General features: G+C 58.7%; 21 protein-coding genes. 11 read left to right on the top strand and 10 right to left on the bottom strand.

From position 1 onward, the window contains the following. Position 1 precedes the first annotated feature (1 nt). Positions 2-1,840 (top strand): dihydroxy-acid dehydratase, encoded by a 1,839-nt coding sequence (gene ilvD / locus QP802_RS06770; RefSeq protein ID WP_070362582.1) that lies wholly within the window; start codon positions 2-4, stop codon positions 1,838-1,840. A gap of 13 nt (positions 1,841-1,853) precedes the next feature. On the opposite strand, the gene QP802_RS06765 is transcribed toward ilvD, so the two are convergent. Then, entirely contained in the window at positions 1,854-2,669 is an 816-nt protein-coding gene (locus tag QP802_RS06765) for a DoxX family protein (RefSeq protein WP_070362583.1), read from the bottom strand. Between the two features lie 165 nt (positions 2,670-2,834). Here QP802_RS06765 and QP802_RS06760 point away from each other — a divergent pair, with 165 nt between their 5' ends. Then, positions 2,835-3,296 (top strand): MarR family winged helix-turn-helix transcriptional regulator, encoded by a 462-nt coding sequence (locus QP802_RS06760; RefSeq protein WP_070362584.1) that lies wholly within the window; start codon positions 2,835-2,837, stop codon positions 3,294-3,296. Positions 3,297-3,645: 349 nt separating this feature from the next. Then, positions 3,646-5,079 (top strand): YkvI family membrane protein, encoded by a 1,434-nt coding sequence (locus QP802_RS06755; RefSeq protein WP_070362585.1) that lies wholly within the window; start codon positions 3,646-3,648, stop codon positions 5,077-5,079. Between the two features lie 77 nt (positions 5,080-5,156). Here QP802_RS06755 and gatB read toward each other — a convergent pair whose 3' ends face one another. The 5 genes from gatB to gatC form a co-directional block, all read right to left on the bottom strand. Continuing rightward, positions 5,157-6,656 carry an Asp-tRNA(Asn)/Glu-tRNA(Gln) amidotransferase subunit GatB gene (gene gatB, locus QP802_RS06750; protein ID WP_070479176.1) on the bottom strand — a complete coding sequence of 500 codons (1,500 nt, stop codon included), beginning with the start codon at positions 6,654-6,656 and terminating at the stop codon, positions 5,157-5,159. 22 nt (positions 6,657-6,678) lie between these two features. Further along, positions 6,679-7,683: a bile acid:sodium symporter family protein gene (locus tag QP802_RS06745; protein ID WP_284817982.1), complete on the bottom strand. Its 1,005-nt coding sequence runs from the start codon at positions 7,681-7,683 to the stop codon at positions 6,679-6,681. A 90-nt stretch (positions 7,684-7,773) separates the two neighbouring features. Further along, entirely contained in the window at positions 7,774-8,805 is a 1,032-nt protein-coding gene (locus QP802_RS06740) for a 6-phosphofructokinase (RefSeq protein WP_071572957.1), read from the bottom strand. 199 nt (positions 8,806-9,004) lie between these two features. Beyond that, positions 9,005-10,486, bottom strand: coding sequence for an Asp-tRNA(Asn)/Glu-tRNA(Gln) amidotransferase subunit GatA (gene gatA, locus QP802_RS06735; protein WP_070362589.1), 1,482 nt, complete (start codon positions 10,484-10,486; stop codon positions 9,005-9,007). A 2-nt stretch (positions 10,487-10,488) separates the two neighbouring features. Then, positions 10,489-10,788, bottom strand: coding sequence for an Asp-tRNA(Asn)/Glu-tRNA(Gln) amidotransferase subunit GatC (gatC, locus tag QP802_RS06730; protein ID WP_070362590.1), 300 nt, complete (start codon positions 10,786-10,788; stop codon positions 10,489-10,491). Between the two features lie 189 nt (positions 10,789-10,977). Between gatC and QP802_RS06725 the strand changes: the two genes are divergently transcribed. Then, positions 10,978-11,643 (top strand): ACT domain-containing protein, encoded by a 666-nt coding sequence (locus QP802_RS06725; RefSeq protein ID WP_070362591.1) that lies wholly within the window; start codon positions 10,978-10,980, stop codon positions 11,641-11,643. Here QP802_RS06725 and ligA read toward each other — a convergent pair. Beyond that, positions 11,640-13,688, bottom strand: coding sequence for an NAD-dependent DNA ligase LigA (gene ligA / locus QP802_RS06720; RefSeq protein ID WP_070362592.1), 2,049 nt, complete (start codon positions 13,686-13,688; stop codon positions 11,640-11,642). The genes QP802_RS06725 and ligA overlap by 4 nt on opposite strands. Before the next feature lie 50 nt (positions 13,689-13,738). On the opposite strand from ligA, the gene QP802_RS06715 reads away from it, so the two are divergent. Next, positions 13,739-14,422, top strand: coding sequence for a 3'-5' exonuclease (locus QP802_RS06715; protein ID WP_070363535.1), 684 nt, complete (start codon positions 13,739-13,741; stop codon positions 14,420-14,422). Here the strand turns inward: QP802_RS06715 and QP802_RS06710 are convergent. Next, on the bottom strand, positions 14,419-15,264 hold the full coding sequence (locus QP802_RS06710; protein ID WP_070362593.1) for a uroporphyrinogen decarboxylase/cobalamine-independent methonine synthase family protein: 846 nt from the start codon (positions 15,262-15,264) through the stop codon (positions 14,419-14,421). The two genes, QP802_RS06715 and QP802_RS06710, sit on opposite strands and share 4 nt — an antisense overlap. Further along, on the bottom strand, positions 15,261-16,352 hold the full coding sequence (mnmA, locus tag QP802_RS06705; RefSeq protein ID WP_070479184.1) for a tRNA 2-thiouridine(34) synthase MnmA: 1,092 nt from the start codon (positions 16,350-16,352) through the stop codon (positions 15,261-15,263). The genes QP802_RS06710 and mnmA overlap by 4 nt, the downstream gene beginning before the upstream one ends. A gap of 94 nt (positions 16,353-16,446) precedes the next feature. Between mnmA and QP802_RS06700 the strand changes: the two genes are divergently transcribed. The 6 genes from QP802_RS06700 (at position 16,447) to QP802_RS06675 (ending at position 21,653) form a co-directional block, all read left to right on the top strand. Next, positions 16,447-17,634, top strand: a complete 1,188-nt coding sequence (locus QP802_RS06700) for a sensor histidine kinase (RefSeq protein WP_284817979.1) — start codon at positions 16,447-16,449, stop codon at positions 17,632-17,634. Then, positions 17,631-18,335: a response regulator gene (locus tag QP802_RS06695; protein ID WP_256008499.1), complete on the top strand. Its 705-nt coding sequence runs from the start codon at positions 17,631-17,633 to the stop codon at positions 18,333-18,335. The genes QP802_RS06700 and QP802_RS06695 overlap by 4 nt, the downstream gene beginning before the upstream one ends. Positions 18,336-18,417: 82 nt before the next feature. Beyond that, complete coding sequence (locus tag QP802_RS06690) at positions 18,418-19,332, top strand: ABC transporter ATP-binding protein (RefSeq protein ID WP_284817977.1); 915 nt, start codon at positions 18,418-18,420, stop codon at positions 19,330-19,332. After that, positions 19,329-20,075, top strand: coding sequence for an ABC transporter permease (locus QP802_RS06685; RefSeq protein WP_284817975.1), 747 nt, complete (start codon positions 19,329-19,331; stop codon positions 20,073-20,075). The genes QP802_RS06690 and QP802_RS06685 overlap by 4 nt, the downstream gene beginning before the upstream one ends. A gap of 2 nt (positions 20,076-20,077) precedes the next feature. Further along, positions 20,078-20,827 carry an ABC transporter permease gene (locus tag QP802_RS06680; RefSeq protein ID WP_284817974.1) on the top strand — a complete coding sequence of 250 codons (750 nt, stop codon included), beginning with the start codon at positions 20,078-20,080 and terminating at the stop codon, positions 20,825-20,827. A gap of 16 nt (positions 20,828-20,843) precedes the next feature. Further along, complete coding sequence (locus QP802_RS06675) at positions 20,844-21,653, top strand: spermidine synthase (protein ID WP_284817973.1); 810 nt, start codon at positions 20,844-20,846, stop codon at positions 21,651-21,653. Here QP802_RS06675 and QP802_RS06670 read toward each other — a convergent pair. Next, entirely contained in the window at positions 21,650-22,621 is a 972-nt protein-coding gene (locus QP802_RS06670; protein ID WP_284817972.1) for a glycoside hydrolase family 25 protein, read from the bottom strand. The genes QP802_RS06675 and QP802_RS06670 overlap by 4 nt on opposite strands. Positions 22,622-23,116 lie beyond the last annotated feature (495 nt).

The following is a 23,116-nucleotide window of genomic DNA, read 5'->3' as shown; positions in this document are numbered from 1 at the left end:
CGTGATCCCTCTCCGCTCACGAGTCACAACCATTGGCCGCCAAGCTGCAGGCGCACGTGCACTATGGCGAGCAACCGGTACAGAAGAAAATGAGTTCGGCAAGCCGATTGTTGCCATCGTCAACTCATACACGCAGTTCGTTCCTGGCCACGTGCACCTCAAAGAGGTAGGGGAAATTGTTGCGGAAGCTGTACGCGCCGCCGGCGGTGTGCCGAAAGAATTCAACACCATCGCCGTCGACGACGGTATCGCCATGGGTCATTCCGGTATGCTCTACTCCCTGCCCAGCCGCGAGATCATCGCGGATTCGGTGGAGTACATGGTCAACGCCCACACCGTCGACGCAATGGTATGCATCTCCAACTGTGACAAGATCACACCGGGCATGCTGAATGCTTCTTTGCGGCTCAACATCCCTACGGTTTTCGTCTCCGGCGGCCCGATGGAATCAGGCAAGCCAATTAACGTTGGTGGCGTCGAAAAGCCAGCCTCCGACCTTGTTGACGCCATCGCGCTTTCCGCAAACGATGCTGTCTCTGATAACGAACTCGATGCCATCGTCGAAGGCGCCTGCCCTACCTGTGGATCGTGCTCCGGCATGTTCACCGCTAACTCCATGAACTGCCTTACCGAAGCGCTCGGCCTTTCACTGCCTGGCAACGGCACCACTCTGGCCACGCACACAGCGCGCCGTGAGCTGTTCGAAAAAGCTGGCGCCACCATCGTTGACCTGTGCAACCGCTACTACGGAGAGGGCGACACCTCAGTGTTGCCGCGCGAGATCGCAACCGTGCACGCGTTCCGCAACGCAATGGCCCTCGACATGGCCATGGGTGGATCGACGAACACGATTCTGCACATCCTTGCGGCCGCGCAAGAGGGCGAGGTGAACTTCTCACTCGCGGATATCGACGACCTGTCCCACCACATCCCGTGCCTGTCAAAGGTTGCTCCAAACGGCACAGCCCACGTCGAAGATGTCCACCGCGCCGGAGGCATCCCAGCAATTCTCGGCGAGCTCCACCGCGGCGGACTGCTACACGAGGACGTGCACTCAATTGTCTACGACTCCCTCCACGAGTGGCTCAAGGACTGGGATATCCGTGGCACCGGCGTATGTGAAGAAGCCATCGAGCTCTTCCACGCCGCGCCGGGTGGCAAGCGAACCACGCAGGCATGCTCGCAGTCAGCGCGGTGGCCGAGCCTGGATACCGATGCCATCCGTGGCGTGATCCACGATGTCGACCACCCGTTTACTTCTGACGGCGGCTTGGTCGTCCTGCGTGGCAACCTTGCTCCGGACGGCGCGATCCTCAAAACTGCAGGTGTTGAAGAAGGTCTCTGGGAGTTCTCGGGACCGGCGCATGTTGTGGACTCGCAAGAGCAGGCGGTGTCGATGATCTTGGCACACGAAGTACTTGAGGGTGAGGTTGTCGTGATCCGCTACGAAGGACCCGCGGGTGGGCCAGGCATGCAGGAGATGCTTCACCCCACTTCCTTCTTGAAGGGTGCCGGACTGGGCACGAAGTGCGCCCTGATTACCGACGGCCGATTCTCCGGCGGCACGTCAGGACTTTCCATCGGACACATCTCACCCGAGGCTGCCCACGGTGGCCTCATCGGCCTGATCGAAAACGGCGATACCGTTTCGATCTCAGTGTCTCGGCGCGAGCTCACCCTCGATGTCGACGAAGACGTCCTGGAAAAGCGCCGTGAAGCAATGGAAGCCTCCGAGCACCCGTGGACACCAAATCGTGTCCGCGAAGTGTCGAAGGCTCTCAAGGTGTACGCAAAGATGGCAACGTCCGCCGACAAGGGCGCCGTCCGCCAGCTCGACTAGCGGGCAGTCGTGGTTAGGCGAGCGGGTTTACCCCGGCGCCGAACCACCACAACGCACCAGCTGCGGCTAGCCCAAGGACTGCGAAAATCCAGGAGCTTGCCAGTGGTCGGCGCGCCCACGAGCGGGTCGCGTCGACGCCGTACAGGCCAGGGCCAGCAAACTGCAGCGCGAGCACCACACCGAAAAGCACTGCTGCCAAGACTGTTGCTGGTTCCCACTCGAACACGTTCAGGCCAACTCCGCTCACAACAATGCTGTGTAAAACGGCAAAGCCAGTAACTGCGATGCCCACCATCGCTGCAACTGGCGTCAACAGCCCTAGCAGCAAGAAGACACCTGCGGCGAGCTGCAACGTCGGCAGGATGATAGCCAGGCCGTCGGTAAATGCGTAGCCCTGCGCAGCAAATTCTGCTTCCAGCCCACCGATACCAGCCGAATCGCCTAGACGGAAGAACACCGCAATCGCTTGCAGGATGAGCGCGAGCCCGATGGTAAGGCGCGCAATCAGCAAGCCAAAGTCGAGCGTACCGCGCTTTGCGTGCTCAACCTTCTCCTCTTCCAGGTCAGAGTCAGCGGCAACATCTGGTTGCGCATAGGTCGTCGGCACCGAATCGAGCGTGTTGTTGGCAACAACCGTTTCGGTCGCCGGTGTGGCATCGAAGCCGCCCGGAGCGTCGGCGTTTGGAAACACCTCAGTGGGAGCAGCCTTCCCCGTCATCGAATAGATTCCCTGAGCCGAGTCGCCTCGAGCCGATCCCTGAAACTCAGGAATGCCTTCGAGTCCACTTACATCCTCGGGTGTAGCATCGCGCAAGTTTTTATCAGTCATGCCTAGCAATCTAGAACAAATCTGCCCGATTACGAGGCTGTACGTCGGCGCGCCACAAAACTTCTTGCGCTAAGAGACGCCACCTTCGTTCAAACGTAGCCCCGGAAGCTGGGACTCTGAACAAAATTAGGTTGAAATCTGTTGTAGTTACTAACATCTCATCACATGCATCGATTCAGTTGGCTTGATGAACACGACACTGAAATTTGGCTCACTATGTGGGCAATGATCTCGTGGATCCCTGCCCGCCTTGACGAAGCACTCAAGGCCAATGAAAGCATGAATCTGTCTGACTACCTTGCACTGGTAGAGATCGCACAAGCTGACGATCAGAAGATCACGATGAGCCAACTCGCGAAGGCAACACAGATGTCTGCATCACGCTTGTCCCATATCGTCGCACGTTTGGAGAGACGTGGGCTCGTGGCGCGAAGCCAAGACTCGACGGACCGCCGCACCAACATCGCCACGCTCACCAAAGACGGCGTCGAATTCATCGTGCGGTCCACGCCCGGTTACCTTCAGAAGCTCCGCGAGCTCGTATTCGATTCCATTACGCCGGAAGAGGCCGACCAACTCAACCGAATCATGAAGAAGATCGTCGCCAAGGCAGGACCAGACCATTAAGGCACGAGCCTAGCCAAGGTAACAGTTCTGTAACGCTTTGGCGTGCATCTCATACTTTTTGACGCCAGCTTCTCCCTCCACACGTCCCCGCACCTCCCCCGTCTGACCACCTGGCAACTTCTCCCTTACTACCAGGCGGTTTATTCGATAGTCACGACCCACGCCCACCACGGCCGAACGCTTATCAGCGCCACTCCCCAGAGCCTTTAACACTACTGTTCCGTCCGTTTTATGGTGTGCGCTGGAGAAATGCCTTTGATACCATCAACTCCCGTTCGGTGGACGTTGCAATAACGCCACCGCTAAGTTTTTATTTCGATTTCTACATATTCAATAGGGATAAAGTTTTATGCGTAAATCTATCCGTGTGGCGCTCGCGTTCGTAGGGTTGCTCGTCGGAGCTGGCTTCGCATCCGGCCAGGAAGTGATTCAGTACTTCCTCGCGTACGGCTACTGGGGCCTTGTCGGCTCGATTGTTGCTGGCATCATTATCGTCGTCGTTGGCTCGACGCTCTTCCAGTTGGGTTCTTTCTACCTCGCTGACGACCACAGCGCCGTCTTTAAGAACGTATCAAAGCCACTTGTATCGAAATTTATGGACGTCGCCACGATGTTCACCCTTTTTGCGATCGGCTTCGTCATGGTCGCCGGTGCAGGCTCGAACCTTGACCAACAGTTCGGGCTCCCAACTTGGGTGGGCGCGGCCATCATGACCGTCCTGCTTGTCCTTTCGGGGTTCCTGGACGTCGACAAGCTCACGAACGTCATTTCCATCATCACGCCATTTCTTATCGTCGCGGTGATCGTGGCGCTGATGATCACGCTGGTGAACATGCCAGACAACATCAGCCAGATCAACGAGCTCTCCATGCAGAACGCACCTGCTACAGGTGTGGGCAACAACTGGTTGCTCTCCGCTGTCAACTACGCAACGCTTTGCATCATCATGGCTGTTTCGATGATCCTCGTCATTGCAGGCTCGCAGCTCAACCCTCGCGAAGCCGGCATTGGCGGATTGCTTGGCGGGTTCATCTTTGCAACCCTACTGGTCATCCTGAATTTCATCATTTTCATGAACATGGAAGGCGTCTACGGCGCCGACTTCCCACTGCTCATGGTGTTTGACAACATGCACCCAGCGGTCGGCTTCGTCGTCTCGCTGCTGATTTACTTGATGATCTACAACACCGCGGTAGGCATGTTCTACGCCATGGCGCGGCGTCTCGCTCATGGCCGTCAGGAAAAGTTCCGACTGATCTACTTCATCGTGGTCGGCATTGGCTTCGCGCTGTCTTTCATCGGTTTCTCGGCCCTCGTTGGTTGGGTCTACCCTGTCGTTGGCTATCTCGGACTTGTGCTCTCGATCGTTATGATTATTTCCTGGTTCAAGGATCGTGGACGTATCGCGGCAGAGACCAAACGACGTGAGCGCCTCGCAGAGCTCGCAGAAACCGCGCTGGACCCAGCAGAAAGCGAACTGTCCGCGAAGGAGCGCGAAGAGGTCGAAGACCTGGTCACCGAGTCTCACGTTGGTGACACACACCTGTGGCAATCCGTCCAGGAGGAAGTCGCTGCGGATCTCCACGCTGATCCAGAGAATGAGTTCTCGCTCGACGACGCACCGGCACTCGACCCCGACTCCGAGGAGTACGACGGTGCACCTGGTGACGCCGACTCACACGACGACCCAATCGACTGGGAGGCCTACTCAGAGATGTACGAAACTGGCACGTTCCCAGCCGTCACCGACGAGGACGTCAAGAACGCATCGAAGGGCAAATAGATCCGTTTCGTTGCAGTACATAAAGGAACCCCCGCGCCGGTTCGAATCGGCGCGGGGGCTCCTTTATGCGATGTAGCTTAGGACAGCTTCTTCGCGATCAGCTTGTTCACCTGACCAGGATCAGCCTTGCCCTGCGTTGCCTTCATCACGGCACCGACAATCGCGCCGGTTACCTTCTTGTTGCCGGCTCGGTACTTCTCAACGATGTCTGGGTTGGCAGCCAACGCGTCGTCGACAGCCTTTTCGATAGCGCCATCATCACGCACGACCTCGAGGCCACGAGCAGCGACAACCTCGTCAACATGGCCCTCGCCAGCAATCACGCCGTCGATAGCCTGGCGACCCAGCTTGGTCGTCAGCTTGCCTTCTTTCACCAACTCGACCACACGAGCAACGTCCTTTGGCGTCACTCCAACTGCGTCAAGGTCCTTGCCGAGCTCGTTTGCCTTGCTCTGAATGTACGACACCCACCAAGCACGCGCCTCGTCAGGAGTCGTACCTTCCTCGACTGTATCCACAACCAGATCCAACGCGCCAGCGTTCACCAAATCGCGGAACTCCTTCTCAGGCAACTGCCACTCTTCCTGGATTCGCGCCCGGCGCACCCACGGAAGCTCCGGAAGCGTCTTGCGGATCTCCTCCACCCACTCAGGCTTCGCGATAACTGGGGGCAGGTCTGGGTCGTTGAAGTAGCGGTACTCAGAGGCCTCTTCTTTTGGACGCCCCTTCGACGTCGAGCCATCTTTCTCCTGGTAGTGGCGAGTCTCCTGCACAATCTCTTCGCCGTTGACGAGCGCCTGTGCCTGACGCATCATCTCGAAGCGGACGGCCTGCTCAACCGACTTCAAGGAGTTGATGTTCTTCGTCTCCGTACGGGTGCCGAACTTCTCCTGACCGATCGGGCGTAGCGAAACGTTCGCATCACAGCGCATCGACCCCTGGTCCATGCGTGCATCAGAGACACCGAGAGCCTTCACAAGCTCGCGGAGCGCGCCAACGTACGCACGAGCGACCTCGGGAGCACGCTCCCCTGCACCGATAATCGGCTTCGTCACGATCTCAATGAGCGGAACACCAGCGCGGTTACAGTCAACCAACGAGGCCGTCGCACCCGTGATGCGCCCCGAGGCAGACCCGAGGTGCGTCAGCTTACCGGTGTCTTCTTCCATATGCGCGCGCTCGATTTCAACGCGGTACTCAGTACCATCATCGAGCAGGACGTCCAGGTAGCCGTCGTACGCGATCGGCTCGTCGTACTGCGAAATCTGGTAGTTCTTCGGCTGATCCGGGTAAAAGTAGTTCTTACGCGCGAAGCGCGAGCTTTCCGCAATCTTGCAGTTCAGTGCAAGGCCGATCTTGATTGCCCACTCAACACCCTTTGCATTAACGACGGGCAATGCGCCAGGCAATCCAAGCGACACAGGGTCGACGTTGGTGTTTGGCGCCGCACCGAAGTGGGCTGAAGATGTCGAGAACATCTTGGTCTCGGTTGCTAACTCAACGTGTACCTCCAACCCCATAACCGGGTCGAATTTTTCCAGTACTTCGTCGTAATCCATCAGGTCGTACGCAGTCATAGTGCTCTAGTGTAGTGCTCTCCTAGTTCTCCGTGTCGCTTGGCGCGCCAATAGCACGTTTCCGCTGGTCTACGGAGCGACAGATGAACGCAAATACCGCACCGGAGAGGTTGTGCCATACAGAAAACACTGCCGCTGGAAGTGCCGCGACTGGGTTCATGTACTGTGCGGCAAGCGTGGCGGCTAGGCCGGAGTTCTGCATCCCAACCTCGACAGCCATTGTTCGAGAAGCGGTTTCCGGCTGACGCGTGACCTTTCCAGTCAGGTAGCCCAGCAGGTACCCCAGGATGTTGTGGATTGCTACACACAGCAGCACCAAGAGACCAGCCTCTGCAAGTTTCTCACGGGAGCCCTGCACGACAATCGCCACGATCATCGAGATCGCAGTCACAGAGACCCACGGCAGCGCAGGCAAGATGGCGTCAACAAGCTGAGGCAGCACGAGGCGCACGACGAGACCGAGCACGATTGGAACGATGACCATCTTGACGATCGACAGCGCCATTGCTGCTGCACTCACTGGCATGTGCTGGCCTGCCAGCCACAGAGTCAACAGCGGCGTCATGATTGGCGCAAGCAGCGTCGATACCGACGTCATCGTGACCGATAAAGCTACGTCACCACGGGAAAGGTAGCTAACAACGTTGGATGACGTACCGCCTGGTGCGCACCCAACCAGGATCACACCTGCCGCGATTTCAGACGGCAGACCGAGCACCACAGTGATAGCTACTGCAATTGCAGGCATGATGACGAACTGCGCAACCACACCGATGAGTACCGGGAGCGGACGCGAAAAAACGAGACGAAAATCAACTGGGCGCAAGGTAAGCCCCATGCCGAACATCACAATGCCCAGGAGCCACGTAGTCCAACCAGAAATTGGGGCGACCGCGCCAGGTGCTGCTGCACCAAGCGCGAAGCCAATCAGTACTAGCACTGGGAAGCCCAGCGTTGCGAGGTATGCAGCGCGGTCCTGGGCAGTCCCGCTAGATGGTTCTCTTTTCTCATCTACCGAAACAGTCATAGGTCACACTATAGACACACAAAAGGAGCGCCCGCGCCAGTTTCCGCAAAAATCTTTTGCACTGGCGCGGGCGCTCCACCCAAAAATTTCTTATCCAAACATGCTTCGTGCAGTCTTGTACCGGTGTTCCGGAACCGTCTTCAGGTGTGCCACTGCGGACTCGAGCGGCACGAGATCGATATCCTCACCGTGCAGGGCTACACAGGTATCAAAGTTGCCCTCGTGTGCGGCACGGGCTGCGTGCACGCCGTAACGGGTGGCAAGCACTCGGTCATACGCCGTTGGCGTACCACCGCGCTGGATGTGCCCCAGCACCGTAGTTCGGACATCGTAACCAAGGCGGCGCTTAATCTCGTCAGCGATGATCTGCCCCATCCCGTTGAAGGTCTTGTGGCCGAACTCGTCTTCCTCACCGAGGCCTGCATCCATCGTGCCCTCTTTCGGGATAGCACCTTCGGCGACAACGATGATGCCGTACTTCTCTCCCATCTGGAAGCGGCGCTCCATTGCCTTGCAAATATCTGCAATGTCGAATGGGTCCTCAGGGATGACCGTGTAGTGTGCACCACCTGCCATACCGGCATGGAGTGCAATCCAGCCGACGTGGCGGCCCATCACTTCGACGATCAGGATGCGGTTGTGTGATTCTGCAGTCGTATGCAGGCGGTCGATCGCGTCGGTGGCAACCGATACTGCGGTGTCAAAGCCGAACGTGTAGTCAGTTGCGGCAACGTCGTTGTCAATGGTCTTTGGAACGCCGACAACCGGAATGCCATTATCGGACAACCACTTGGCACCTTTGAGGGTACCTTCGCCGCCAATGGCGATCAGGGCGTCGATACCGGCGTCTTCCATATTCGCCTTAATAGTGTCGATACCGGCCTTGAACTTGTCGGGGTGCAAACGGCCGGTCCCCAGGATGGTGCCGCCGCGCAGCAAAATCGAATCGATAAACGCATCGTCGTACAGGTCAATCCTGCGGTCTTCCATCAGCCCGACCCAGCCATCGAGGTACCCGACAACTGTCGAGCCATATTCCGCGCTGGCAGTTCGGACGATTCCGCGAATGACGGCGTTCAGCCCTGGGCAGTCGCCGCCGGAGGTAAGAGTGGCAAGTCGCATACACACAACCCTAGCGCTTTCAAGGCAAAAGGGCTTATTCCGCATGCCCCAAAATCTGATTTCCGCTGTTCACAGGCGCCAAATTGATGCTCCCATTCACACACAAATCCACAACATAGCCGATTAAGGTGTTATCAAAATGAAAACGACCCCGCGGCAGTAACCTGCGGGGTCGTGGTGGATATGACAGATGAGAAAGTTAGCGTCCAGCCTCAAACGCCGCGCCAACACGGTACAGGCGCTCGTCTTCAAAAGCAGGAGCAATAATCTGCAGGCCAACAGGAAGACCAGTATCGCTTGCCGTCCCGGCCGGGACGCTCATGCCAGGGAGGCCTGCCAGGTTCAACGGCAAGGTGAAGAGGTCAAAGTTGTACATTGCCAACGGATCGTCGACCTTCTCCCCGATTTTGAACGCAGTCTGAGGAACGGCAGGGCCAGCGATGACATCCACTTTCTCAAATGCTCGACGGAAATCCTGTGCGATGAGGGTACGCACACGCTGCGCCTGCAGGTAGTAGGCGTCGTAGTAACCAACAGACAACGCATACGTGCCGAGGATGATGCGACGCTTCACCTCCGGGCCAAAGCCGTCACCACGGGACGACGCCATAACCTCTTCCGCAGAGTGCTTGCCGTCGTCACCCGTGCGCAGGCCATAGCGCATACCGTCAAAGCGCGCTAGGTTCGACGAAACCTCGGACATCTGGATGATGTAGTACGCGCCCATGACGTCGTCGAAGCTCGGGCAGTCCACTTCGACGATCTCTGCGCCCTGACGTTCGAACTGTGCAAAGGCGGCGTCGATACGCTCAGTGACGCCTGGCTGGGTACCTGGGCGCGAGAACTGCTTCACGCGTCCGATCTTCACGCCAGACAGATCGCCCGAAGCGCCCTGTTCAGCGGCAGCTGCGAGCTCCTGTACCGGAGTGTCAACGCTTGTGGCGTCGAACTCGTCGTGGCCGCCAATAATCTCGTGCAGCAACGCGGTGTCGAGGACGTTGTTCGCACACGGTCCAACCTGATCCAGCGATGACGCACAAGCGATCACACCGTAGCGGGAAACACCGCCGTACGTCGGCTTCACACCGACGGTGCCTGTCAGCGATGCCGGCTGACGAATAGAGCCACCGGTATCAGTGCCAATACCAATTGGTGCCTGGCCAGAGGCAAGTGCAGCAGCGGTACCACCGCCAGATCCACCCGGAACACGCTCGAGGTCATGCGGGTTACGGGTGACCTGATAGGCGGAGTTCTCAGTGGAGGAACCCATCGCAAACTCGTCGAGGTTCGTCTTGCCCAGAATTGGGATACCGGCCTCGCGCAACTTGCGGACTACCGTAGCGTCGTACGGGCTGCGGTATCCCTCAAGCATCTTCGATGCAGCGGTGGTCGGAGCATCCGTCGTCACCAGCAAATCCTTCAGCGCCAGTGGTACACCAGCCAGCTTTGAAGCCGGCGGCTTACCAGCAGCAACCTGGGCATCCACCTCGTCTGCCGCAGCGAGAGCCTCCTCGGCGCCGACATGTAGGAATGCCCCGAGCTCGTTATCAGTCTCCGCAATGCGGTCCAGGAATGCCTGGGTAACCTCGCGCGACGTCAGCTCGCCGGATTGGATCTTCTGTGCAAGCACGTGAGCTGGAAGCGACACAATGCCTTCAGATGGAAGCGTGTACTCAGTCATGCCTACTCACTTTCTCCAAGGATCTGTGGAACTACGAAGCGCTCTTCATCAACTTCAGGGGCCTGGTCAAGGGCCTGCGCCTGCGTCAACGTCTTCTTCTCGACGTCCGGCCTCATGCCAGCGTCAATCGAGTGGGGGTGGCTCATCGGCTCCACCCCATCAGTGTCGACCTGTTGCACCTTCGAAACAGCGTCAACAATGGTGTCGAGCTGCTGGGCGATCTGGTCAAGCTCATCCTCCTGCAACGCAATTCGCGCAAGGCGTGCGATGCGGGAGACCTCATCGCGTGAAATCTCAGCCAATGTGAAGTCCAATCTTTACCGTAGGTTAGCCACTAAAACGTGTTCATTCTACGTTATCCCCAGAACCCGCATCGCACTAGGCAACACCACACCATCGCCCCATCCCTTTTCGCCTCATTTTTACAATTGCATGCATATATTCATGTAATTGGCAGCATGCTGTCCGTATGCAGTGCTATAAAAGAGCCTATGTCTTACCTCGTACGAGTGACCTTGCCCGACCTACCCGGCAGTCTTGGCGAACTCGCAGAAGCCTTCGGCGTAATCGACGCAAATATTCAGTCCGTCGACATCGTCGAGACTGATCCAAGCGGTACCGTCACTGACGACATTGTTGTCAGCTTGCCCACCGGAACGATGGTCGACGCACTCATTACAGCAGCTTCAGCCATCGACGGCGTTGAAGTTGATTCGATCCGCCCGTTCACTGGGCGCGTTGACCGCAGTGGGCACATCCGGATGCTGGCGAAAATCGCCGAGCTTGCAAACAATCCGAAGCAGGCACTCGACGAGTTAACCGTGATGATCCCCCAGGCAATGACCTCTTCCTGGGCCGTGGTGCTGAAGCACACCCCCGAAGGACTCGACCGCCTGTGCGCCTCCCAGGCTGCACCAGAAGATGACCAATCCCACCCAATCATGCCACCGCTCGAGCATGCGCGGGTGCTCGTTCCGGACAACGACGCGTGGACACCAGAGTCGTGGTGGCAACTCGATACCGCGCTTGCCATCACTCCCCTCGGCGCCTCCGAGTACATTCTCGTTGTCGGTCGCATCGGCGGCCCTGATTTCCTTGCATCAGAGGTAGCTCAGATCGGAGACTTGGGAACCATCATCGGTTCGATAATTTCCTAGTCTTCAACTCCTTCTGGCCCCTGTTCGAGCAGGCGCGTGAACTCTTCCTCGTTGAGAATCCTGAGGCCGAGCTCACGCGCCTTTTGCTCTTTTGAACCGGCATTTTCGCCGACGACCACAAAGTCCGTCTTCTTTGACACAGACCCCGATGCCTTACCACCACGCGACACGATCGCCTCTTTCGCGCCATCACGCGTGTATTCCTCGAGCGTGCCCGTCACCACCACGGTGATCCCCTCAAGGGTTTGCGGAGCAACGTCGGCGGCATCAACTTCCATCGTCACGCCAGCAGCTGTCCACTTTTCGACGATCTCGCGGTGCCAGTCAACGCGGAACCACTCTTGGAACGATTCCGCAATGATGGCGCCTACTCCGTCTGTTTGCGCAAGGTCCTCCAGTGGGGCGTCGACAAGCGCTTCCATGTTGCCGTAACGGGAGGCGAGCGCACGAGCTGCGGTCGGACCGACGTGTCGAATCGAAAGCGCGACGAGGACTCTCCAGAAATCGGCATTTTTCGCAGTGTCGAGGTTCTCCAGTAGCTTGCGGCCAGAGGCATTTACCGCACCTTTCTTCGTGGTGTAGACCTGTGACTTCTTGAGGTCTTCCTCTGTGAGATCAAACAGGTCGCCCTCGTCTTGGATCACGCCAGTGTCAATCATGTCCTGCGCGCCCTTTTCGCCCAGCGCCTCAATGTCAAAGGCGCCGCGACTGGCGAGGTACTTCAGACGTTGCGCCAGCTGGGCCGGGCATGAACGCGTATTCGGGCAGCGCCAGTCCGCATCCCCTTCCTTCGCAGGCGCCAACGTTGCCCCGCAACTTGGGCACTCCGCGGGGAACACGAACTCCCGCTCCTCTCCAGTGCGAAGATCTGCGACGGGACCCAACACCTCAGGGATAATCTCGCCAGCTTTACGCACTACGACCGTGTCACCAATGAGGACGCCCTTGCGGCGGACCTCGGTCGGATTGTGCAACGTCGCCATGGCGACAGTCGTACCAGACACGAAAACCGGCTCCATTACCGCGTACGGTGTTACTCGGCCAGTTCGCCCAACGGAAACCTCAATATCGAGCAGTTTCGTCGTGACCTCCTCCGGCGGGTACTTGTACGCGATCGCCCACCGTGGCGCCCGCGACGTCGCTCCTAGTTGGCGCTGTTCCTCAACCGCATCGACTTTTACAACGAGCCCATCCATCTCGTGGATCGCGTCGTGGCGGTGCTGTTCCCAATAGCGAACGGCATCCACCACCGCATCAGCAGTTGCTGCGCGCTTTGTGTATTCAGACACTGGCAGCCCCCAGGCTGCCATCTGCTCGTAGGCTTCGTGCTGGGTCTTCGGGGCAAACCCCTCGCGTGCGCCGATACCATGGCAAATCATCCGCAGTTTGCGCTTTTTCACATCCTCGGGATCCTTTTGACGCAAGCCTCCGGCAGCCGCGTTGCGCGGATTCGCGAACGGTTTCCCGCCCTCTTCGATGCGAGCAGCGTTGAGATCTGGGAAGTCCTCGGGCCGGATAAAAACTTCCCCTCGCACCTCGACTAGCGCCGGGGCATCGCCCTGCAGCTGGTGCGGAATATCTTCAATGACCTTTGCATTGGCCGTAATGTCCTCGCCCACGCGCCCGTCACCACGCGTAGCAGCGCGAACCAGCTCGCCGTTTTCATACACGAGGTCGATCGAAAGCCCGTCGATCTTGAGCTCTGTCAGATACGGGCCCGGCGCCTTTGCCAGCCAGTCTCGTAGCTCTGCCTCCGAGAAAACATTATCTAGGCTCATCATCCGCTCGAGGTGCTCGACATCGTCGAACGCACCGCCGGTCGGCGCACCGACCTGCATCGTCGGTGAGTCCGGAACAGCGAGCTCGGGGTGCTCTTCCTCAAGTCGCACCAAGCGCTGGAAAAGCTCATCAAACTCGGCGTCACTAATAACGGGTTGGCTGTTGTAGTACAGATCCCGATGGTGACGAACTTGGCTGGCAATCTCATCCCAGAGTCGACGCACATCGACGTCATTAGCAGGCAATTCGTTCACATTTTCGTTCATAACGTGCAAGTCTAGCGTCTCTGTCCGACACGGTTAGTAAGGTAATGTGCATGGCTTTCTTCGACGCATCCCGCATGATGTCCTTCGACCTCGAGACGACTTCTGTGAACCCACGCACTGCTCGTATTGTGACGTCCTCCCTTGTCACGATCGACGGTGCGCAGGCGAACGCGCACGAGGCGCTCGCGGACCCAGGGGTTGAGATACCCGCAGAGGCTGCCGCGGTCCACGGCATCACCACGGAGTACGCCCGCGCGCACGGCCGCCCGCACGATGAGGTCTTGCAAGAAACAGTTGACATGATTAAGCGCGGTTGGGAGGACGGCCTCACTCTCATCGTTTTTAACGCGCCGTATGACCTTTCTGTGCTGCGACAGCTCACCGGAGACTTCACTGTAACCGGCCCGGTTTTCGACCCTCTCGTCATCGACCGGGCGAAGGACCGCTACAGGAAGGGGAAACGCAACCTCGGCGCTCTGTGCGAGCTGTACGGAGTGAAGCTCGACAACGCTCACGATGCGACGGCTGATGCGACCGCCGCTGCGCGCCTTGCGTGGAAGCAGGTCCGCTCCACCTACCCTGAACTCGCCCAGATGAGCACGGACGAGTTGATGGAGTTTCAGGCCGTGGAGTACTACAAACTCCAAACAGAGTTGCGGGAGTTCTTCGAGTCGAAGGGGCGTGATGTCTCAAACCTCACGACGTCGTGGCCGATGATCGGGGATGCGAGTTAGCGCAGCCCTTCCGCCATTTCAGCGGCTTCACGGTAGTTCGCAGCGGCCTGTTTCAACGTATCCGCGGGTCGTGCCCACACGTCGAAGCTGCAGGCCTCAGGGTCGGTTTGGAGTTCGTCGAGCACGTTCCACACATCCCTTGGCCGCATGGGTGCAAGCGCGAAGCGGCTGCCGCGATCGAGCAGTTGCGCAAAGCGGTCTTTTTCGGCGGTTGATTGTAGGTCCGCAAGGTCTACGGTCTGCCAAGGGACGTTGATCATCATTGGCGCGTGGAGTAGGTACTTACCAAAGCCTGCGAGGCGCTCCTCCGGTTCTGGGTATGCCGGGATGCGTTCGGCATCAGTCGCACCACGCAGTGAGCCTCTCATCACGGCGTCGAGGCTTGGCTCGTCGATTTGCAGCACTGTCGGAGCTAATCGACGCCCCACATCTTCTCGATGATCGTCAATAGCCTGTGCAAGCGCCTCGGTCACATCCCGCAGCGCACCAGTGTCCGTGATCATGCGGTGTCCATTGCGCATCTCAATTTCTGCTGCAAGTGTCCAAGGACCGACAACCTGGACTTTGATCGCATCGAGCTTGCCGGCCCACAGCGATTCCAGGACATCCAGGTCGCGATCCATCTGGTCACGCACCGCCCGGTGCTGGGTGCCAACGCGCCATCCGCGCGGGCCGCGGTCGATGGGAATGTCGAGCAACGCGGCTGTTCGCCCAATCAGGTCACTCCCGATCCCACGCTCTGGCAGCTGTGGAATGTGTGGCAGCGGTGATTCTGAAAGCACAACGTCCGCGGCAGTGACGAGGTCTGTGCCGGGCAACTCCCCGAGGCCGAACGCCGTCATGGTTGCACGCTCGAAGTCCCACAAATCGTGCCGGACCCCAGCACCACGTCACCGCGCCCGTCCGGGTCAGGCAAGTACAGCACGGCAGCCTGCCCTCGCGCGACTCCCTCCAGGGGCGTCTCCAACTCGAGATGCATGCTGTTGCCCTCAACGCGTGCGTGGCAGGCGACGACCCCGCCGTGCGCACGGATCTGTACATTGGCCGCGAACTCACCTTGCATCGCCGGATGCAGTACTTTCAGGCGGTCTGCGTCGATCTGCCAGACTTTGAGCGCTTCGCGCGGCCCGACAGTAACCGTGCCCGTGGTGGCGTCGACATCGGTGACGTAGCGCGGCTTTCCGTCCTGGGCTGGCACGCGAAGGTTGAGGCCGCGGCGCTGTCCGATGGTGTACTGGAACGCGCCGTCGTGCTCTTTGAGCTCGGTGCCGTCCTGATCGCGCACGATTCCTGGGCGCATACCGATGGACCTACCCAAAAATGCCTGGGTGTTGCCGTCCGGGATAAAGCAAATATCGTAGGAGTCCGGCTTCTGAGCGGTAGCGAACCCGAACGCTGCCGCCTCCTCACGAATCTGAGGTTTTTCCGTATCACCGACTGGGAAGATGCACTTGTCAAGCTCATCACGCGTCAGCACTCCCAACACATAAGACTGGTCTTTCAGCGGGTCCACCGAGCGCCGCAGGTTCCCGTCTTCGTCGATAGTTGCGTAATGGCCGGTAGCGATCGCGTCGAACCCAAGCGCGACAGCGCGCTCAAGCAAGGCAGCAAACTTGATTTTCTCGTTGCACCGCAAGCATGGATTCGGGGTCTCACCATGCTCGTACGACCACACGAAATTATCAATGACCTCAGCTTTAAAGCGATCGGAAAAGTCCCACACATAAAATGGAATCCCGAGTTTGTCGCACACACGTCGAGCGTCCGCAGAATCCTCCAGCGAGCAACACCCGCGTGCCGACTCTCTGGTGGCCTGCGGGTCCTGCGAGAGCGCCAGATGCACTCCCACAACGTCGTGGCCAGCCTGGACAAGGCGTGCTGCGGCCACCGAGCTGTCCACGCCTCCACTCATCGCCACTAAAACTCGCATGTGGCGGAAGTGTACCCGCGAGTAGAAGGAGAAGGAAAGCGCCCGGCGAATCATACCGTGGCATGACGACAGCCCTGCGCAGGTCGATTAGGTTATGGATATGCCTCCCTTTACTGCCCGCATGCCGGTCCGCATTCGTGACGCAAGCATCGCTTTTGTCCTCGGCGTGTGTGCTTCGCTTGGTGTCCTGAGTGCCACGAGATCTGCATGGGCGGTCGTACCTCTCCTGCTGTGGGCTATCGTCGCCCCTTTTTCCCGCTGGCGATGGCCAACTGCAACTGTGCTCACCGCATTCGTCCTATTGGGGATGCGTGCATTCAGCACGAACCTCACGGTAGCGGTGATTGTCGTTGGGGTCTTCACTGCCTACATCATCCGTCGCAATGTTCGCCCAGTTCTTCGCGACTTCGCTGCCATTGCGCTCGTTACAGGAGACCTCGTGGCACTCTCACTCGTATCGCCCGTGCCTCGGAGCATGCCCTTTGAGCAGCAGCTTCCCTACCTCGCGTGGAGCGCCACGTTGCTAGTGGCGGCTGGACTCTTCGGCGAGCTACGCAGGCGGACCGAAGAAGCCGCAACCCGCGAGCTCGAGCAGGCGCTGCGGCAGCAACGGATCGAGCTTCAACAGGCTATGTCTGAGCAACGCGCGTTCCTTGCCCGCGAGATCCACGACGTGGTTACCCATTCGCTCACTGTGATTGTTGCGCAGGCCGATGGCGGACGCTACGGCGGGGACTGCGACAAAGCCCTTCGAGTAATCGGAGAGGTCGGACGGGAATCCCTGGCGCAAATGCGCGAAGTGGTCGCGCTCCTTCGCGCGCCCGAGTCGCGGTCGGTGGAACCTTCACCAGTGTCTCTAGATTTCGAAGAGCTGGTTCGTACGAGTCGACTCGGCGGCCTGGATATCACTTACTCGCAAACGGGATCTGCACCAGAGCAGCTACCACTTGCTACGTCCCTTGCGGCCAGACGCGTGGTCCAGGAGGCTCTCACGAATGCGCTCAAACACGGCGACGGCGCTGCTTTGCTTGATGTGACGTGGGAGGAAAAACAAGTGGTAATCCGTGTGAACAATGGATTCGATGGCACTGCAGCAAGCCTTGTCAATGGCCACGGCTTGCGTGGGATGCGGGAGCGCGCCGCTCTTATCGGGGCAACTTTGCAGGCAGGCCCCACCCCCACCAACAACGGGCGTGCAGAGTGGGTCACGCAAGTGCGAATCCCCTACGTTGAGCAAGGTCTCGCCGGAGTGATACACCCCGACACGCTGGAGCATGCATGAGCACAATTCGCTTAGGGATCGTCGACGACCAGGCACTCTTCCTCCACGGTATCCAGCTCGTCATCGACTCCCAGACAGATTTGGGCGTCGATTGGCTGGCCTCGAACGGCACTGAGGCACTCGAGCAACAGGCATCCCACCCGGTCGATGTAGTGCTGATGGATGTGCAAATGCCCATCCTCGACGGCATTGCCGCGACAGCCGAGTACGCCAGCCGTTTCCCGCAAACCAAGGTCATTATCCTCACCACGTTCGATGACGAGGATTACGTCGTGGACGCACTGCGGGCCGGCGCCAGTGGGTTCTTGCTCAAGGACACACAACCCGAGGAACTTCTCGACGCCATCCGTACCGTCGCTGCTGGCGATGCCGTCATCTCTCCGCGCGCCACCAAACGCATCATTGCTCGGATCTCTCACAGCACGCGCCAAGCCGCACACGCCGACGAGGAGCTTTCAATTTCTGCGACTGACCGCATGGCGCTCGGCGAGCTCACTGCCCGCGAGCGCGAAGTACTCATCGCAATCGGTCGTGGCTGGTCAAACTCGGAGATCTCTGAGCGCATGTTCATTTCCATGCCAACGGTGAAGACGCATGTCGGGAGGATCTTGTCCAAGACCCAGTCGCGCGACCGCGTGCATGCGGCGCTCTTCGCCTATCGCACGGGCCTTGTCGATCGTTCCGATCTCCTCGATGGCTAAGCACCATCATCCCCCGGTATGACTTGCAAGATCGTACCAAGCTCCGACGCTTTCGGAGCCTCACTTGGCGATAGTGAACACCATGAACTCACCAATCATTACTACGAAGGGCCTGACGAAGGTCTACGGTGCGCACACAGTCGTCGACAAGCTTTCGCTTGAGGTTCCGCAGGGCGCCGTGCACGGGCTCCTGGGGCCGAACGGCTCCGGCAAATCAACCACAATGAAAATGTTGCTCGGCCTGACCACACCAACTGCCGGGGAGATCACCGTGCTGGGGCAGCCGATGACCCGCTCAACACGCGGCGAGGTACTCGCCAGCATCGGCTCACTCATCGAGTCGCCAGCGGCATACCCGCACCTCACCGGTGCGGAGAACATGAAGATTGTGACGCGTCTATTCAAAGCCGATTCTGCAAACGCGCAGCGCGCGGTACGACTTGTTCGCTTGGAAAAGCACATGGACAAACAGGTCAAGAACTATTCGCTCGGCATGAAGCAACGCCTCGGCATCGCAATCGCGCTCGTACGCGACCCTCAATTGCTCATCCTCGATGAACCAACCAACGGCCTCGACCCTGCGGGTATCGAAGAAATCCGCGAGCTTATCATCAGTCTCGCACGCGACGAAGGCCGTACTGTCCTCGTTTCAAGTCACTTGCTCTCCGAAATGGAGAAGATGGCCACCAGCTTCAGCATTATCAACCAAGGCAAGCTCATATTTCAAGGCTCGAAGCAGCAGCTTTTCGACGCCCACCTCCCCGACGTCTACGTCCAAACCCCACAGGCAGCCGTTGCCACCGAAGTTCTACGAGACTTGCAACCACGCATCGTTTCCGGGGGCGTAGAACTACCCGGACTTACCGAGGAGGCCGTTGCTGCTGCATGCGCGCAGCTCGTCCATCACGGAGTCCCGATCTACCAGGTTCTGCGAAAGCACCGCAGCCTGGAAGAAATTTTTATTGGGATGACAGGACGCAAGGGGCTTAGCGCATGAGCATCGAATTCTTGAAGCTGCGTCGTACGCACATCTCGCTACTGGGCGGCGTGCTCTCCCTGGGCATCGTACTGTTCGCTTGTATGAGCTTGTTCTCAGACGGCCAAATCGACGCGTTCACCGCTGCCCCGGAGGCAGCATGGTCGGGCCAACTGATTGCGGTTGCGATGTCGCTCGCATTTCTCACCCCACTGCAATTGGCGCTCATTGCCAGTCGCGCCGTCGATAACGAGCATGCAAGTGGCGGGTGGCTGCTCAACGCGGTTGCTGGCGTCCGCAAGGGCTCGCTGCTGCGACGAAAGTTCCGAGTAGTGGCGCCTCTCATCGTCACGCTCAAACTGATGGAGTTCACGGCGTGCATCGCGCTACCAGTATTGCTGGGTGCGCCGCTACCTAGCGGAAGCACAGCTGGAGCCTGGGCAGTGTACGTAGTTGCAGCCGTTGTCACTAGCCTAACGATCACCAGCGCTATGTTCGTGCTCGCAGCGGTCACTGAATCGCAAGTAGGAGTGCTGGCATTTGGCGTGGCGGGAGGCTTCCTCGGCATCACCTCACTGCTTTCCCCTGTGTGGCTCGCTGAGATGAACCCCTTCGGCTATTTTGCAGTCCTTCTCCCCTACACCTTCGCTAACGAAGGCGCAGTTCCTACGCAACCAGGTTGGGCTTCGTGGTGTGTCTACGTCGTGTTGCTCGCTACAGGGTTCGTTGCAATAACGCGAATACTCGACAGGAAAGAAATCTAATCATGGACATGATCGTTAACGAGTTTTGTAAACTTCGGCGCACTTACATCACAATCGTTGCCGTCGCCATCCCACTCGTCTCCGTCGTCTTCGGTGCTGGCAACTACGCCGCCAACTCTGAGACTTTGGAATCCGGGTGGACGAGCTATTGGTCCCAGGCGACGCTATTTTACGGCATGCTTTTCATGGTGGCGGGTATTTCGATTCTCGCGTCCTCCACGTGGCGCGTTGAGCACCGTGGCGGCAACTGGAACACGTTGCTTACCTCGTCCAGATCGGCGGCGAGTCTGGTCACCGCAAAACTTGCTGTACTCATCGCGATGACCTCAATTATGCAGTGCGTGTTCATCGTCTTGAGCACTATCGGTGGTTGGGTCGCTGGCCTATCAGGCATGCCGCCGATGGCCCTACTCGCATCGTCCTTACTCGCTGTAGTTCCTGCGATGGCAGTGGCCGCGTGGCAAAGCTTCGTTTCAATGCTGGTCCGCAACTTTGCCATGCCAGTCGCCCTTGGCGTGGTGGCCAGCCTCATCGCTTTTGGTGCAATTGCTGCCGGCGCCACAGTAGCGCAGTTTCTGCTTCCTCCCGTCGGCGTGGCCACGATGCTGTGGATGGGCGGTAACGCAGTCGCGGGCTCGGGTGTCCTCGAGTGGAGTGCGGTGTCCGGCGTCCTCGCAAGCACCCTGCTGCTTACTGCCACAGCGTGGCTTGCGTCCGTCGTGTACCTGCGCCATGCCGACGTGAAGGCGTAAGGTACTGTCACTGTGCATGGCAGCAAAAAGTGAATTCCATGAAATCGATACCGGCGTCGCGGAGGTTCTCCACGAACCGGACGGCTCCATGGTGCTCCTCGTCAACGGCGTGCCGAGCTCCCACATCGTCCCCGGCGACCCCGAACGGCTGGACTTCGAATACATGAGGTGGATCGCTGATTTTCTGAACGACCAACAGCTTGTCGACGTCCCCCTTTGGCCCAAACCACGCCTAACCCACCTCGGTGGCGCTGCCTGCACACTGCCCCGCTACTTTGCTTCTAAGTGGAACGGCTCGCGCAACACTGTCGTGGAAATTGACATGTCACTTGCCGAGCTCGCCCGCGAACTTTTCGATATCCCCCGTTCACCGGTCGTTAAAATACGAGTCGGTGACGCCCGCGAAGTCACCGACAGCTTCAAACCCAACACCCGCGACATCATCATTCGCGATGTCTTCTCATCAGCGATCACTCCACGAAACCTGACCACGGTGGAGTTCTTCGAGCAAGCGCGGAAATCACTCAGCCCGTCAGGAATATATGTGGCAAACTGCGGCAGCCACGCGGATCTCAAAGAAGCGAAGGAAGAACTGGCTGGCATGCTCGAAGTGTGGCCACACGTTGCCGCAATCGCGGACCCACCAATGCTGAAAGGTCGACGCTACGGCAACATCGTCCTCATCGCCGCAAACACACCAATCGAGGCCAGCCCTTCGCTAAACCGTGAACTGCTCAAAGGCGCCGTCCCTGCACAGTTCAAGCACGAAAAATGGGCCCGTAGCCTTGCTACGAGCCCTCGCTACGATGCGCCAACCGATGCCTAGTGCGCGGCGTTATCTAGCAGGATCAGCAGGTCGCCAACCTGGTAATCACCAATCATCATGTTACGCAGGTCATCCACGGGCAGTTCGCCCTGAGAAGCCAGGCGCTGGACAAGGCCAGCGATGTTGTTTGCGTCCTTAATATCGAAGCCGAATTTCGCAGCCTCCGACGCAACCTGTGATGCACCCAGGGCACCGGCAGCCAACGCGAGGATCGCGACGACCAGCGCCGTGCTGTTTTGTTCCAGTACCTCAAGCTGATCGGAGTCCGGCACCTGGAACGTCTCAAGGACGCCACCTGCGGAACCGAGATTGCCAGCGGCGAAACCGCCGAACTGTGCACCGGTGCCGTTGAACAGGTTCATATCGACAGTCGCCGGAATACCAGCGACCCGGCCGGAGTCGCTACGCTGCCAGAACGTCAACTTGTCCCAGCCACCGACCGGACGTGGCGGCTGGTTCTGGTATGCGGCAAGCCACAGCGGGTAGCTAGTAAACGCGTTGGTGTTGTTCATCCGCTCGTACCAGAAATAACGGTAGGTATAGAGCATCGGCCGCTTGCCCGATGCACGCTCCAACTCAGTGAGGAAGATCTGCGTCCACGCCGCGAGCTGTGTTGGACCAAGCCCCTCATCGACCTCAAGGTCAAGAACTGGTGGCAGCTGCTGCGCAGGGCCAGCGTTAATGACGTTTGCGAAGTGGCGAGCCTGCGCAATAGGGTCCATCCCCGGTCGCGCATAGTGATATGCACCGACCTTCAAACCTGCATCTGCAGCAGCTTTGACATCTTCTTCGTAAAACGAGTTCTTGTACGTCGTTCCCTCAGTCGCCTTGACGAACGCAAAGTGCTGCCCACCGACCGTTCCAGCCATCTTCCAGTTGATTGGCGCACCACCAGGGCGCTGGTGATCAGCCACATCAACGCCAGAGATCAGACCAGGGATCGATTGAGCATCCGCGTGGGAGCTCAAAGATTGAGGTGCAAAAACAGTAAGCGCAAGGGCAAGCGTCGCGGCTACAAAAGCCGCGGTTGCAGAGCGAAGTCTAGGGGCTACATACATACGCGACACTCTAGCGCACACCAGTCACACTATTCACACGCGACACACGCAAACCATGGGGCGCTTCAGTACTATCTGCCTGTATGTTGGCTGGGCACCACATTCCCATCGCGGAAAGGCACGGACCTGGGGATTCCGATTGCCAGCGAGAGCAAAACCCGGAATCTGGTGCGCCGCCCCACAACCCCTCACGCCACCGAAAAATAGTTCCGATCTTCGGGGAACTATCCTGAACCCCACACCACACGAAAAGGGGCCTGTGCCACCAGGAACACTCCCGGCACCACAAGCCCCACAGCCCTGCCTACAGTCTGGCTAGAAGTGCAGCCCACCAGCCATCGCCGCAGCAACACCACCACCAATTAACAGCAACAGCACCACAATCGGAGCAACAATCGCCGCGAT

The organism is Corynebacterium sp. UMB10119B (assembly GCF_030228125.1).
GTDB classification, from domain to species: Bacteria; Actinomycetota; Actinomycetes; order Mycobacteriales; family Mycobacteriaceae; genus Corynebacterium; species Corynebacterium pseudogenitalium.
Note: the sequence above shows the minus strand (reverse complement) of the source record. Positions and strands in the feature narration are given on the sequence as shown.